We start from the raw sequence: 13,574 nt of genomic DNA, 5'->3' as shown, positions 1-13,574 counted from the left end.
GGCAACACCACATCACTCCCCGCTACTGAGCGACTGCAGGACCTCGGTCCGAGGAGCCGACGGCAGGACGAACCGGAACTCGGTGCCGACCCCTTCCTGACTGGTCACGTCCATCGCACCGCCGTGGGCGAGCACGATCGCGCGAGTGATGGTCAGCCCCAGCCCGACGCCCGGCACGGCGTTTCGCGTCGCGGTCGAGGCACGGAAGAACCGGGTGAAGAGCATGTTCTGCTCGTCCTCGGGGATGCCGACCCCGGTGTCGCGCACGGAGAGCTCGACACCGCCGTCGACCGTCCGGAGCCGAGCGGTGACCTCTCCCCCGCGCGGGGTGAACTTGATGGCGTTCGACAGCAGATTGTCGAGCGCCTGTCCCATCCGGCCCGCGTCGACCAGCAGCCGGATCGGAGTCTCGGGGACGTCCGCGTTGAGCATGATCCCTTCGCGCTGCGCGTGCGGCCCCGCCGAGGTCACAGCGGAGCGCACGAGCTCGGCGAGGTCCGCATCCGAACGATCGAGCGGGAACCGCCCCGACTCGACCTGGGCGGTGAAGAGCAGGTCGCCCACGAGGTTGAGCAGCCGCTGGGCATTGCGCTCGATGATGCCGACGAACTCCTGCTGATCCGCAGTGAGTGGCTGGCCCGGATCGTTCTGGAGCAGGTCGAGAAAGCCGATGATCGCGCTCAGCGGCGTCCGCAGCTCGTGCGAGATCATCCCGACGAACTCGTCCTTCATACGGGCGACCTCGACCGCCTTGCTCTCGTCGGTCACCACCAGCAGGTACCCCTGCTGTCGACCTGCACCGTCGCGGTACGGGCTGACCGTCACTCGCGCCGGCACCGAGCTTCCGCCCGCGGTGACGACGTCGATGTCGCTCTCGCTGCTCTGATCGCCGTCCGCTCCGGCGAACAGAGACCGCACCCCCGGGGGAAGCTCGGAGATCTGCTCGCTGCGCTGCGCGACGGTGGAGTCGCTCGCCAGCGCGGTGAGCGAGGACTCCGAGAAGAAGCGGGCGATCTGCACGCCCTGCATCGCCTCGGCGGTCGTCAGTCCGAGCAGCCGTTCTGCGCCGGGGTTCCACGCCGTGACCACGCCTCCGAGGTCTGTCGCGATCACGGCCTGCGCGGTGATCGACGACCACAATCCCTCGTAGGACTCGACCAGCGAGCGGTACTGATGCTCCTTCTCCCGCAGCTGCACGATCATCTTGACGTTGTCGGCGAGCGCGGTCGTCCGTTCGGTCACCAGTTCCTCCGCCTGTTCGGCGCGCACGCGCTGCTGGCGGGAGAGCTCGTTGACGACCGCGGCGACGGCCGCGAAGACCAGGGGGCCGATGACGCCGCGCAGCCATTCGACGGAGTTGTCCGGCGGGTCCGCGAAGTACGGCATGAGCAGCGCGAGCGACGTCAGACCACCGACCACGAAGACATAGCGGATGCCGGGGGCGGCCGCCAGCCAGACCACGGGGAGCAGCACGAGCGAGGAGAAGAGCGAGGTGGCACCGCCCGTGCCGGTGCGGAACAGCCCGAGACCCACGATGTCGACCAGCGGCACCAGCAGCACGACCCAGCCGTCGTGCACGCGCCGGGCGCTGAGCACTCCCGCGTGGAGGGTCGCCGCCAGCACGAGGACGAGCCCGAGGATCGCCGCGCCGAAGTGACTGAACGGCAGGTTCGGGATCCACCACGTGAGGATCGCCGCGGCGGTCGCCGCGATGAGGGTCGGCGCCTGTTTGACGAGGGGACTCGGGTCGTTGAAGACCTGGTACCAGCGGTTCTCCGCCCGATCGAGTGGAGTCGCCCTCATCGCGGCATCCGTTCGAGGATCCCGCGCACGTGGGCTCCGGTGATCGGCTTGGGCAATGCAGCGTCGGCAGGCGGGTAGTCCGCGGCGTCGAGGACGGAGCTGATGACGAGGAAGCAGGCCGGGAATCGCTCCTGCACGCGCTTCGCGCACTCCTGGCCGGAGATCCCGGGAAGCAGCAGGTCGATCACCGCCAGGGCAGGGTCGATGTCGTCGAAGGCGGCGATCGCCGACTCCGCGTCGATCGCGGCGAAGACGTCGAAGCCCTCGCGGTCGAGGTAGCGGCGGAGCAGGGCGACCTGGTCGGCGGCGTCTTCGACGATGAGGGCCAGCGGCCGCCCGGTCATCGGAGGAGCAGCTCTCGCACGACCACGATCACGACGACCACGGCGAGCGCGAGCAGCGCCTGCGGCACCAGCCGGCGCTCGCGACGGGCATCCGCGGCGATCTCCTCCACCTCGGGCTCCTGCAGAGGATTCTCGGTCATGAGTCGACCCGTCCGATCTTCTCGGTCTTGATCCACGAGGCGTCGGCACGACGCCACTCCTTGACGTACGAGTCCACGGTGATGGCGCAGAGCAGCGAGCCGTAGCCGCAGACGTAGAGCAGGAGCCCAGCGAAGAAGCGACCGCCGGGAAGCGGCTCCACCGCGCGGGCGAGCCAGATGCCGAGCATCGAGATCGGACCCCAGAGGTAGAAGATCACCGCCCAGGTGAATCTCGTCTCGTCCGTCAGCGGAAGCCCGAGCTGTGCGAGCCCGCCCTCGAACAACCAGGGGAAGAGAGCGATCGCCATCAGGATCAGCGCCCCGAGCCCGGGGAACATGATCGCCTCGCGCCAGGACTGCCGCCCGATGCGCGGATCGAGTTGCACGGCGTAGAGCATCGAGAACAGGTAGATGCACGCGGCCGAGATCCACATGAAGCGGAAGACGAACTCGGCGATCTCGCTGTGCAGGATGAGGAGGACGAGCATCCCGGCAGCCGCCAGCAGCATGAACGCCGGCAGGAGCAGGATCGTGAACCATGCCAGACCGAACGGGATGCTGCCCAGGTTGTGCACGCGACTGGGGCGGAACCAGAGCTTGCGGTAGATCGAGGTCAGCTGCACATTGCCCCGCGCCCAGCGCAGCCGCTGCTTCCACAGGCTGTCGATCGTGCGCGGCTCCTCGGCCAGGACGACGGCATGCGGCTCGAAGACCATCCGCCGCCCCTTGAGCTGCCCTTCGAACGTCGTCATGGTGTCTTCCGCGAGCGTGCCCGTCGGAATCCGCCCTCCGATCGCCTCGAGGTTCGCGCGCGAGTGCAGCTGCGCACCGCCGGCGAGACAGGCGATGGCACCGCCGACGTTCTGCGTGCGGCGTGCGGAGAGCTGGCCGATCACGTACTCGATGGCGATGAACCGCGTGAGGTAGTTGCGGTCGCGGCTGCCCTCGGCGATGTATGCCGTGACGGCGCCGACCTTCTCGTCGGCCAGATGCCGGCTGAGCTTGCGCAGCGAATCCCGCGCGAAGATGACGTCGGCATCCATGATGAGCACGGCCTCTGCCCAGTCGTCGGCGAGGATCACGTCGAGACCGTGATTGAGGGTGTGCGCCTTGCCCTCCCCGCCCTTGTCGCGACGGAGATGCACGACACGACCGGGGTGCGCCGCCGCCTGGGCCGTGACGATGTCCGGAGTGTCGTCGGTCGAGGCGTCGTCGACGACGAAGATCCGCAGCCGATCTCCGGGGTACTCGAGCTGCAGCAGACGTTCGATCGCCGGCCCGATCACGAGCCCCTCGTTCCACGCCGGGATCACGACCGCGATGTTCGGGTGGTACGGAGCCGCCTTCGGATAGTGGTTCCGGAACGCGTGCACGGGAAGCATCAGGAACTGCAGACCCGTGTTGATCACCGGGAGCGTGCCGACGAAGACGCACAGCAGCAGGAAGATCACCAGCGTCGTCTGCAGCCAGGAGAGATCGGCCATCATGCCGTCTCCTCCGCGTCCAGCAGATCCTTCACGCGGGCGTAGCGGCCCACGTCCGCGGCATCGTGGCTGTCGGTCGAGGCGACGATCTCGGCTCCCGCCCGACGCAGCGCCGTGAGAGAACGAACCTCGGGGCAGCCCCACTTCTCATTCACCTCGACGAGCGTGCTCGTCGCGGCGGCAGTCCGCGCCCAGGCATCGAGGCGCTCGGTGCCGAGGTCGTGCTCGGAAAGACCGATCTTGGGGAGGATCGAGAAGCAGTGCGCCAGCTGGTTCCCTGGATACCGTCGCATCGAGGCGATCAGGGCATCGACCAGCTGATCGAGGACGTCGCCGGGCGCCCAGCCGTCGGTGATCCTCTCCCGCACGGCCGTCGGCCCGAGAGGCCCATCGACCCCGGGGAATTGGTGGTCCGCGATCAGGATCCGGTCGATGCCCGCAGGGAGGTCGGGGATGTCCAGAGCGCCCGAGGTGTCGAGGATCTTCGCCTCGACGCCGGTCAGGACGGTCAGCCCGTCGGGCATGGTGAGCGCGCGGACGGCGGCCAGGTACTCCGGCACCCAGGTGGTGCTGGTGCGCACGTGATCCACCAGGCGCACGGTGGAGAGGCCGGCCGCAGAAGCCGCGGCGACGTTCTCCTCGAGGGTCGAGACCGCATCGTCCGAGAACGTCGAATGCACGTGATGATCCCCGCGCAGAGCCGGGTGGCTCACAGCTCCTCCTGATGCCCCGCGTGATCGGAGACCAGCAGGTCGTCGACCTCCACGATCACGTCCTCCAGGAATCGCACGGAGGCGACCTCACGGAACGGGATGCTGGCGGGGAGCTCGCGGCCGAGGAAGAGATCCGCCACGAGCGAGGGGATGTCGACGCCGGCCGCGATCGTCAGCGGGAGCGCACCGGGGAACCGCGGATTGACCTCGAGCAGCACCGCACGTCCGGCGCGGTCCCGGCGGAGCTGCACATTCGCGACACCGACGAGCCCGATCGCGCGGGCGATGGACGCCGCGGTCTCCTCGAGCTCAGGATCGCGAACCGTGCGACCGGCGATGGCCACCCCCGAGTCCACGCGGGCGCGGGTGCGCGGCACGGCGGCGACGACGTTGCCCGCGGCATCCGCGATCACGTCGACCGAGTATTCCTCGCCCGGCAGGTAGTCCTGCACGATGAGTCCCTCGTCGGTCGGGAGCGCCTCGAGCGCCGCCCGGTCGGGCACCATCCGGATGCCGCGACTCCCGGCGCCCTGACGGGGCTTGGCGAAGACCGGGAACTCCCAGTCGACAGCCTCGGCATCGGCACCGGCGAGAACCGTGCGCGGCGTGCGTCCGGTGGCGGCGCAGCGCTCGGCGAGTGCGAGCTTGTCGAGCGCGGTGTGCAGAGTGTCCGCCGACGGCGCGGCCAGCACGGCCGGCGCCAGTTCGGCACGGCGCTCCGCGAGGGCGATGAGTTCGACATCGACGGTCGAGATCACGAGATCGAGCGCGTCCTCCGCGACCATCCGCGCGATCGCCGGCACGAAGTCGTCATCGCGGCCCGGCGGGACGAGGCGCCGCTGCGCCGGCGGCACCAGGTAGATACCACTCGCCCAGCCGTCCATGTCGGCGGCGAAGACAGTCAGGTCGGCGCGGGCGAGCAACGACCGGATCACGGCGACGCCGGCGGGGCCGCCCGCGCCGGTCACCAGGACACGCGTGGTCATCAGCTCTCTCTTCTCGTGAGTTCGTGGGCGCCGACGAACTCGGCCGTCTCCCGCACCACTTCCAGCGGCTCGACGGCTTTGCCGCCGCCGAAGCGCGACCAGTATCGAGCGGTGGCGGTGACGAAGCCCGGCTCGAGGTAGTCGCGGCTCGCCGTCTGCGAGCTGAAGCGTTCGAGGAGCCGGAGCTTCTGCTCGAGGTACTGATCGATGCGGACGAAGCGCGTGGGCCGGAAGTCGATCGTCGCCGAGGGGCTCTGATAGCAGGCGACCGTGCCGACCCGGCGGGTGGCCACGATGGTCGCCTCGCTCACGGCGCGGTGGTCCTGGTGCCGGTCGTGGCTCGAGTGCGTGTAGACGATGGTCGGCTGGATCTCCTGCACGACCTCCTCGATCAGGCGCACCGTCGCGCCACCGCCGGAGATCTCGGTGTCCACCAGGTCTTTCACGAAGAGGCGCGCGCCCAGCATGTCGGCGGCCGCGAGCGATTCGCCCTGGCGGCTGTCGGCGTCACCGCCGCGAGCACCGCGGGAGAGGGTGAGGATCGTGATCGCATCACCGGCGTGCGCGTGCGCGGCGAGCAGCCCGCCGACCCCGATCTCGACGTCGTCCGGATGCGCGCCGATGGCCAGGACGACCTCTTTGGGCCTTCCCTCCTCGCGACGGCGCCGGCCCTCTTCGACGAGCCGTGTGACGGCCTCGACGAGCTTCGCGTTGTCGAGCGGTTTGGTGAGGAACTCGTCGGCCTGCGCTCGCAGTGCCGAGACCGCGTACTCCACCGAGACATGGGCGGTCATCACGATCACCGGGACGCTCGGCACGGTGCGGCGGAGCTCCGCGAGGAGTTCCAACCCGCTCAGCCCCGGCATCTCGATGTCGGTGACGACGACGTCTGGACGCACCTCGGCCATCCGCTCGATCGCTGTCCGACCGTCACCGGCGATCTCGACGACGCAGCCGGCCCGCCGCTCCAGCACGGTCTTCACGAGCAGCGCGACATCGGGATCGTCGTCGACGACCAGAACGCGAGGGTTCTCCTCAGCCATGTACGGCTCTCCTTGGGGAGGTTCCCGGCCGATGGGGAGATCGGCGGCGCGGTCGCGGTGCCTTCATTCACCGGGGCCGCAGGGAAAGTCGAGCGGGGTACGACGATTCTGGCATAGGCCTGTGTCGCGGGACCGCCGCACCCGCCCAGAGGTTTGCGCGCGGCGAGCTACGACGAGGCGCGGGCGGCGCGCTTCTCCTGCTGGTACACCCGGATGGCTTCGTAGCGCTCGGCGGAACGCGCCTGGCGCTTGGCTGCCTCGGCCGCGCGGTTCTTCGGCGGCGCCGCGGTGACGAGGTCGTCGAGCAGCTGGCGCGTCGCGAGCGCGATCTCCGCGATCGCCCTGTCGAACACCGCCTGATTCGCCCGCGATGGGGCGTTCGTGCCCGAGATCTTGCGGACGAACTGCAGCGCCGCGTCGTGGCATTCCTCGTCGGTCGCGGCGGGCTCCAGGTTGTTCAGCGGAACGATGTTTCGGCACATACCCGGCACGCTACGCCGCACAACGGACAGACGGAAGGGGAGCGATCCGGTCACGCGGTGGTGCAGCGCGCACACGTCTCGCTACGCTCTGGCTACGAGCAGGCCACGGCATCATCGCCGTTCACTGTGAACAGGAGAGAACATGACGAACCCCCAGCCCCCCGATTCCCCGCACACTCCGCCCGCGTTCAACGGCACTCCCTCGGGCGACCCGTCCGCGACCTACCCCGCGGCGTACGCGGGCGGCCCCTCGGCGTATGCGCCGGCTCCACCGGCTCCTCCCGGACGCACCCTGGCGATCGTCGGACTGGTGCTCGCCTTCCTGGTGTCGCCGGTCGGTCTGATCCTCAGCATCGTCGCAGCGGTCAAGCTCGGCAAGGCGGGCGCCCCGAAGGGCCTCGCCATCGCGGGCATCATCGTCGGCGCCGTCATCACGATCATCTGGGTCATCGTGATCATCCTGATGATCACCGTCTTCGCAGGTCTCTTCGCGATGTGCACGGAACTCGGCGCGGGCGTCTGGGAGGTCGACGGCGTCACCTACACCTGCGGCGGGTCCTGACCGCGGCCAGACAGAACAAAGAGAAGGGACCGGATGCCGCTCGGCATCCGGTCCCTTCTCTTTGTGGCGAGTCGGCCTACTTCTTGTAGTTCGGCGCCTCGACGACGATCTGCACGTCGTGCGGGTGCGACTCCTTGAGCCCCGCCGAGGTGATGCGCACGAACTTGCCGCGCGTCTTGAGCTCCTCGATCGTGCGCGCGCCGACGTAGAACATCGACTGACGCAGGCCGCCGACGAGCTGGTACGCGACCGCGGCGAGCGGGCCGCGGTAGGGCACCTGGCCCTCGATGCCCTCGGGGATGAGCTTGTCGTCGCTGGGCACGTCGGCCTGGAAGTAGCGGTCCTTGGAGTACGAGGTCTGCTTGCCGCGCGTCTGCATCGCACCGAGCGATCCCATGCCGCGGTACTGCTTGAACTGCTTGCCCGACTGGAAGACGATCTCACCCGGCGACTCGTCGGTACCGGCGAGCAGCGATCCGAGCATCACGGCATCGGCACCGGCGACCAGCGCCTTGGCGATGTCGCCCGAGTACTGCAGACCGCCGTCGGCGATCACCGGCACGCCGGCGGGGCGGGCGGCCAGCGATGCCTCGTACACCGCGGTGACCTGGGGAACGCCGACACCGGCGACCACGCGGGTCGTGCAGATCGAGCCGGGGCCGACCCCGACCTTGACGGCGTCCACGCCCGCGTCGATCAGCGCCTGGGCGCCCTCCCGGGTCGCGACGTTGCCGCCGATGATGTCGATGTGCTCGAAGGTCTCGTCGGCCTTGAGCCGGCGCACCAGATCGATGACGCCCTGGGACTGTCCGTTCGCCGTGTCGACGACCAGCACGTCGACGCCCGCGTCGCGCAGTGCCTCGGCACGCTCCCACGCGTCGCCGAAGAAGCCGATGGCTGCTCCCACACGGAGGCGTCCCTGGTCGTCCTTGGTGGCGAGCGGATACTTCTCGCTCTTGTCGAAGTCCTTGATGGTGATGAGTCCGGCGAGCGTGCCGTCGTCGTCGATCAGCGGGAGCTTCTCGACGCGGTGCTTGGCGAAGAGCGCGATGACCTCGCCCGCGGCGACGCCGACCGGCGCGGTCACGAGGTTCTCGACCGTCATCACGTCTTTCACGAACGTGGTCTGGCGTTCGAAGCCCGAGACGAAGCGCATGTCGCGGTTGGTGATGATGCCGACGAGCTTGCCCTCGCCGTCGACCACCGGGAGACCGGAGATGCGGTACTTGGCGCACAGCGCGTCGACTTCTTCGACGGTGGCGTCCGCCGTGGTCGTGATCGGGTCGGTGATCATCCCCGACTCGCTCCGCTTGACGCGGTCGACGTGCGCGGCCTGGTCGGCGATAGAGAGGTTGCGGTGCAGGATGCCGATGCCTCCCTCCCGAGCCATGGCGATCGCCATACGCGACTCGGTGACCGTGTCCATGGCACTCGACAGCAGCGGGGTGGCGACCGAGATGCGCCGCGTGATCCGGGAGGACGTGTCGGCCTCACTGGGGATGACGTCGGTGTGCCCCGGTAGAAGCAGCACGTCGTCGTACGTCAGTCCGACGAAGCCGAAGGGATCGTGCTGGTCCATGGAAGCTCCTCCTGCGCGAGACGCGCGAATCCGAGTGCGAGTGGGGACGACGTCGGCCGCAGCGGGCCGGAAACCCGTATGAAGATTCTAAGCGGGTCGCGCCCGAGAACATTCCCTGACCGGACACTCTCCTCTCACCGAGCCGCCGAGGTAGGCGAATCGCGAAACGCGCACTACGCTCAAACTCGTCGTCCATCGCTGCGGTTCACACCCGATGCCGCAGCGCAGCACTCACAGTGGAGGTTGCGTGGGACCCACATCGATCGCCGTCCAGCGAAGGCACCCTTGGGTCGTCGCTCTCCTCGGCATTCTCATGGCGCTCACAGCGCTCGTCATCCTGCCCCCCTCATCCGCTTCTGCGGAGACGACGGACGACGGGCAGGAGGTCACGGACTTCTACTTCGCCGGTGTCGTCACCTTCCAGGACGAACCGGTCGAGGGCGTCGTGATGTCCATCGACGGCAACGGCTTCGAGGCCGAGACCGAGACGGATGCCGAGGGCAAGTGGCGCCTGTACGTGCCCGAGAAGGAGACCTACACCCTCACGGTGGATGAGTCGACGCTTCCCGACGGCGTGGTCGTCGATGCGTCGCAGCTCCCCGAGGGCACCCAGCCCGTCGCAGGTACGACCGCGTCGTTCGAGCTCGAGTTCGGGCTCACCGGCACGAAGATCGTCAACTTCTTCCTGGGCGCCGGCGAACGGATCACGGTCTCCTTCATCGATCAGCTGCTCTCGCGCATGGTCGGCGGCCTGAACTTCGGCTTTCTCCTCGGCCTCGCTTCGATGGGCGCCGCGCTCATCTACGGCACCACGCGACTGTCGAACTTCGCACACGGTGAGATGGTCACGTGGGGCGCCGTGGTGGCTCTGCTGTTCACCACCTTCTGGCACCTGCCTCCGTGGCTCGGCATCATCGCCGCCGTGATCGGCGGTGCAGCGCTCGGCTGGGCGTTGGATGCCGGCATCTGGCGGCCGCTGCGTCGACGAGGGCTCGGCATCGTCCAGCTCATGATCGTCAGCATCGGCCTCTCGCTCGCGCTCCGCTACGGGCTGCAGTACATCATCGGCGGCAACACCTATCAGCTTCCCGGCGCGAGCCCGGAGCCGATGAGGCTCGGACCGATCTCGCTCTCGTACATCGACCTGATCGGGATGGGTACGAGCATCATCGTGATCCTGGGCGTGGCCTTCTTCCTCACCAGGACCCGCACCGGCAAGGCGACGCGCGCGATCTCGGACAACCCGCAGCTCGCCGCGGCATCCGGCATCGACGTCGACAAGGTCGTCCGCACCGTCTGGATCGTCGCGGGCATGCTCGCCGCGATCTCGGGAATCCTCTGGGCGTACTTCCGTCCGGGTGTGAAGTGGGACATGGGCATGCAGATGCTGCTGCTGATGTTCTGCGCGATCACCCTCGGCGGTCTCGGCTCCGCGATCGGCGCCCTGATCGGATCGATCATCGTCGGCATGGCCGTCGAGGTGTCGACGCTGCTGGGTGTCCCCTCCGACCTCAAGTACGCCACGGCACTGGTCGCACTGATCGTGATCCTGCTGGTGCGACCCCAGGGCATCCTCGGCCGCAAGGAAAGGTTGGGCTGACGCATGGACTTCGGCAGCATCTTCGGCAATACCGCCTCCTATCTCTTCAGCCCGACGACGATCGCGTACGCCCTCGCGGCGACCGGCCTCGCCGTGCACTTCGGCTACACCGGACTGCTCAACTTCGGCATGGCGGCGTTCATGGCGATCGGCAGCTACGGCTACGCGATCTCGATCCTCACGTTCGGATTCCCCTGGTGGGCCGGCGTCCTGGTCGGCGTACTGGGCGGCGCGGCCTTCGCGCTCGTCCTCGGTATCCCGACCCTGCGCCTGCGCGCCGACTACCTGGCCATCGCGACCATCGCGACGGCCGAGGTCGTGCGTCTGCTCTTCGTCACAGAACTGTTCGGAGACGTGACGAACTCCGCCGGCGGCCTCTCCGGGTATCACCAGAGCTTCCGCGACGCCAACCCGTTCCCCCCTGGCACCTACGGCTTCGGCCCGTGGACCTACAACGCGAACGACCTGTGGGTCCGTCTCTTCGGCCTGCTCGTCCTCGCACTCTCGGTCCTGGTGGTCTGGGCGCTCATGCGCAGCCCGTGGGGGCGGGTGCTCAAGGGCATCCGTGAAGACGAGGACGCCGTGCGCTCGCTCGGCAAGAACGTCTTCGCCTACAAGATGCAGGCGCTCGTCGTCGGAGGCGTCATCGGCGCACTCGGAGGCATCGTCTTCGTGCTCCCGTCGGCCGTGATCCCCGGCAGCTACTCGACGTCGCTCACCTTCTTCCTCTGGACGATCCTTCTCCTCGGTGGAGCGGCGACCGTCTTCGGACCCACGCTCGGCGCCCTGCTGTTCTGGGTGGTGTTCGCCTTTCTCGGCGCACTCCTCCCGGCCATGGCGAACGCCGGGTACCTGCCCATGACGGGCGCGCAGGCAGACGTCGTGCGCTACATCCTCATCGGCGTCGTCCTGATGCTGATCGTGGTGTTCCGCCCGCAGGGCATCCTCGGAAACAAGAGGGAGATGACTTTTGTCCGGTGACAACGACGCGGCCACGTCCGCGAAGAGCGCGCCCCGCGCCAAGACCACGGGACTCACCGCCGGTCCGACCGCGCCCGGTGTCGCGAAGGTCGATCCGATCCTCGTCGTCGATGCCGTGCAGCGGCGCTTCGGCGGTCTGACGGCCGTCGACGTCGACCATCTGGAGATCCCCCGCGGCGCGATCACCGCGCTGATCGGCCCCAACGGCGCGGGAAAGACGACGCTGTTCAACCTGCTGTGCGGCTTCGACAAGCCCAACAGCGGCACCTGGTCGTTCGACGGAACGAACCTGTCCGGCATCCCGTCGTTCAAGGTGGCGCGGATGGGGCAGGTGCGCACGTTCCAGCTCACCAAGTCGCTGTCGCTGCTGACGGTGATCGAGAACATGAAGCTCGGCGCGCCGAACCAGCGCGGCGAGGGCTTCTGGGCCGGACTCTTCCCCTTCCTCTGGCGGAAGCAGGATGCCGAGATCGAGCAGCGGGCGCACGAGCTGCTCACCCGGTTCAAGCTCGACGCGAAGGAGCAGGACTTCGCCGCCTCGCTCTCGGGCGGGCAGCGCAAGCTCCTCGAGATGGCGCGAGCGCTGATGAGCAACCCGACGCTGGTGATGCTCGATGAGCCGATGGCCGGGGTGAACCCCGCGCTGACGCAGTCGCTGCTCGAGCACATCCTCGATCTCAAGGATCTGGGCATGACCGTGCTGTTCGTCGAGCACGACATGCACATGGTGCGCCACATCGCCGACTGGGTGGTCGTCATGGCCGAGGGCCGGGTCGTCGCCGAGGGTCCGCCCGACAAGGTTATGGAGGATCCCGCCGTGGTCGATGCCTACCTGGGCGCGCACCAGGACGTCGATCTGGGTGCCGTGACCGGCCGCCTCCCCGTCATCTCGGAGGCCGACGCCGCGAAGTTCCGCGAGCAGGTCGAAGCCGAGGTCGAGGCCGAGGAGTCCGTCGAAGACGCTGAGGAGGAGAAGGCATGACCGACCCGACGCCGGTCCGCAACGAGATCAAGAACGACGATGTCATCGTCGAGCTGAAAGACGTGCACGCCGGCTACCTGCCGGGCGTGAACATCCTCAACGGCGCGAACCTGATCGCGCACAAGGGCGAGCTGATCGGCATCATCGGCCCGAACGGTGCGGGAAAGTCCACGCTGCTCAAGGCGATCTTCGGCATGGTCAACATCCGCTCCGGCGACGTCACCGTCAACGGCGAGAGCATCGTCGGGCTGAAGGCCGACAAGCTCGTCAAGCGCGGAGTCGCGTTCGTGCCGCAGACCAACAACGTGTTCCCCTCGCTCACCATCGAGGAGAACCTGCAGATGGGCCTGTACCAGAACCCCAAGATCTACACCGAGCGCCTCGAGTTCGTGAGCAGCATCTTCGGCGAGCTCGGCAAGCGTCTGAAGCAGCGCGCCGGATCGCTCTCCGGCGGCGAGCGGCAGATGGTCGCCATGTCGCGCGCCCTGATGATGGACCCGGCCGTGCTGCTGCTCGACGAGCCGTCAGCGGGCCTCTCCCCCGTGCGTCAGGACGATGCGTTCATCCGTGTCTCGGACATCAACAAGGCCGGCGTGACGACCATCATGGTCGAGCAGAACGCACGCCGCTGCCTGCAGATCTGCGATCGCGGGTATGTCCTCGACCAGGGCAAGGACGCGTACGAGGGCTCAGGGCGCGATCTGCTCAACGACCCGAAGGTCATCGGCCTGTACCTCGGCACTCTCGGCACCGACGCCGCCTGAGCCCGCATGCAGAAGGGGGATGCCGCCTGGCATCCCCCTTCTGCATGTCCGGACGCTGCTCTCCTGCGCGGCTCCCAGAGGGCAGCAGGAAGGCCCCGGACGATCGTCCGG

General features: G+C 68.2%; 14 protein-coding genes. 5 read left to right on the top strand and 9 right to left on the bottom strand.

Going from position 1 to position 13,574, the window contains the following annotated elements; translation table 11 throughout:
* Positions 1 to 12 precede the first annotated feature (12 nt).
* The 8 genes from V5D55_RS11665 to V5D55_RS11630 all read right to left on the bottom strand — a co-directional run bounded on the left by V5D55_RS11665 (position 13) and on the right by V5D55_RS11630 (position 6,995).
* Positions 13 to 1,803, bottom strand: coding sequence for a sensor histidine kinase (locus V5D55_RS11665; RefSeq protein WP_435743159.1), 1,791 nt, complete (start codon positions 1,801 to 1,803; stop codon positions 13 to 15).
* A complete protein-coding gene (locus V5D55_RS11660) occupies positions 1,800 to 2,147 on the bottom strand; it encodes a response regulator (protein ID WP_435743157.1) in 348 nt (115 codons plus the stop codon). The genes V5D55_RS11665 and V5D55_RS11660 overlap by 4 nt, the downstream gene beginning before the upstream one ends.
* The gene (locus tag V5D55_RS11655; RefSeq protein ID WP_435743155.1) at positions 2,144 to 2,287 is read right to left on the bottom strand and encodes a hypothetical protein; all 144 of its coding nucleotides are present in this window, start codon (positions 2,285 to 2,287) and stop codon (positions 2,144 to 2,146) included. The genes V5D55_RS11660 and V5D55_RS11655 overlap by 4 nt, the downstream gene beginning before the upstream one ends.
* On the bottom strand, positions 2,284 to 3,771 hold the full coding sequence (locus tag V5D55_RS11650) for a glycosyltransferase family 2 protein (protein WP_435749288.1): 1,488 nt from the start codon (positions 3,769 to 3,771) through the stop codon (positions 2,284 to 2,286). Before V5D55_RS11650 ends, V5D55_RS11655 begins: the two co-directional genes overlap by 4 nt.
* Positions 3,771 to 4,484, bottom strand: coding sequence for a PHP domain-containing protein (locus V5D55_RS11645; protein WP_435743153.1), 714 nt, complete (start codon positions 4,482 to 4,484; stop codon positions 3,771 to 3,773). The genes V5D55_RS11650 and V5D55_RS11645 overlap by 1 nt, the downstream gene beginning before the upstream one ends.
* Positions 4,481 to 5,470 carry an ATP-grasp domain-containing protein gene (locus tag V5D55_RS11640; protein ID WP_435743151.1) on the bottom strand — a complete coding sequence of 330 codons (990 nt, stop codon included), beginning with the start codon at positions 5,468 to 5,470 and terminating at the stop codon, positions 4,481 to 4,483. Before V5D55_RS11640 ends, V5D55_RS11645 begins: the two co-directional genes overlap by 4 nt.
* Positions 5,470 to 6,513: a response regulator gene (locus V5D55_RS11635; protein WP_435743149.1), complete on the bottom strand. Its 1,044-nt coding sequence runs from the start codon at positions 6,511 to 6,513 to the stop codon at positions 5,470 to 5,472. The genes V5D55_RS11640 and V5D55_RS11635 overlap by 1 nt, the downstream gene beginning before the upstream one ends.
* Before the next feature lie 167 nt (positions 6,514 to 6,680).
* Complete coding sequence (locus V5D55_RS11630) at positions 6,681 to 6,995, bottom strand: DUF2277 domain-containing protein (RefSeq protein ID WP_435743147.1); 315 nt, start codon at positions 6,993 to 6,995, stop codon at positions 6,681 to 6,683.
* 142 nt (positions 6,996 to 7,137) lie between these two features.
* On the opposite strand from V5D55_RS11630, the gene V5D55_RS11625 reads away from it, so the two are divergent.
* Positions 7,138 to 7,557 (top strand): DUF4190 domain-containing protein, encoded by a 420-nt coding sequence (locus tag V5D55_RS11625; RefSeq protein ID WP_435743145.1) that lies wholly within the window; start codon positions 7,138 to 7,140, stop codon positions 7,555 to 7,557.
* A 76-nt stretch (positions 7,558 to 7,633) separates the two neighbouring features.
* On the opposite strand, the gene guaB is transcribed toward V5D55_RS11625, so the two are convergent.
* A complete protein-coding gene (gene guaB, locus V5D55_RS11620; protein ID WP_435743143.1) occupies positions 7,634 to 9,136 on the bottom strand; it encodes an IMP dehydrogenase in 1,503 nt (500 codons plus the stop codon).
* 313 nt (positions 9,137 to 9,449) lie between these two features.
* Here guaB and V5D55_RS11615 point away from each other — a divergent pair, with 313 nt between their 5' ends.
* From V5D55_RS11615 to V5D55_RS11600, 4 genes are read left to right on the top strand one after another with little or no spacing between them, the layout of a single operon-like run.
* Positions 9,450 to 10,736: a branched-chain amino acid ABC transporter permease gene (locus tag V5D55_RS11615; protein WP_435743141.1), complete on the top strand. Its 1,287-nt coding sequence runs from the start codon at positions 9,450 to 9,452 to the stop codon at positions 10,734 to 10,736.
* A 3-nt stretch (positions 10,737 to 10,739) separates the two neighbouring features.
* A complete protein-coding gene (locus tag V5D55_RS11610; protein ID WP_435743139.1) occupies positions 10,740 to 11,717 on the top strand; it encodes a branched-chain amino acid ABC transporter permease in 978 nt (325 codons plus the stop codon).
* A complete protein-coding gene (locus tag V5D55_RS11605; RefSeq protein ID WP_435743137.1) occupies positions 11,707 to 12,699 on the top strand; it encodes an ABC transporter ATP-binding protein in 993 nt (330 codons plus the stop codon). The genes V5D55_RS11610 and V5D55_RS11605 overlap by 11 nt, the downstream gene beginning before the upstream one ends.
* Entirely contained in the window at positions 12,696 to 13,463 is a 768-nt protein-coding gene (locus tag V5D55_RS11600; protein ID WP_435743135.1) for an ABC transporter ATP-binding protein, read from the top strand. Before V5D55_RS11605 ends, V5D55_RS11600 begins: the two co-directional genes overlap by 4 nt.
* Positions 13,464 to 13,574: the final 111 nt, after the last annotated feature.

The organism is Microbacterium sp. PMB16 (assembly GCF_051294855.1).
In the GTDB taxonomy this organism is placed as follows: Bacteria; Actinomycetota; Actinomycetes; order Actinomycetales; family Microbacteriaceae; genus Microbacterium.
This window is presented reverse-complemented; position numbering and strand designations above follow the sequence as displayed.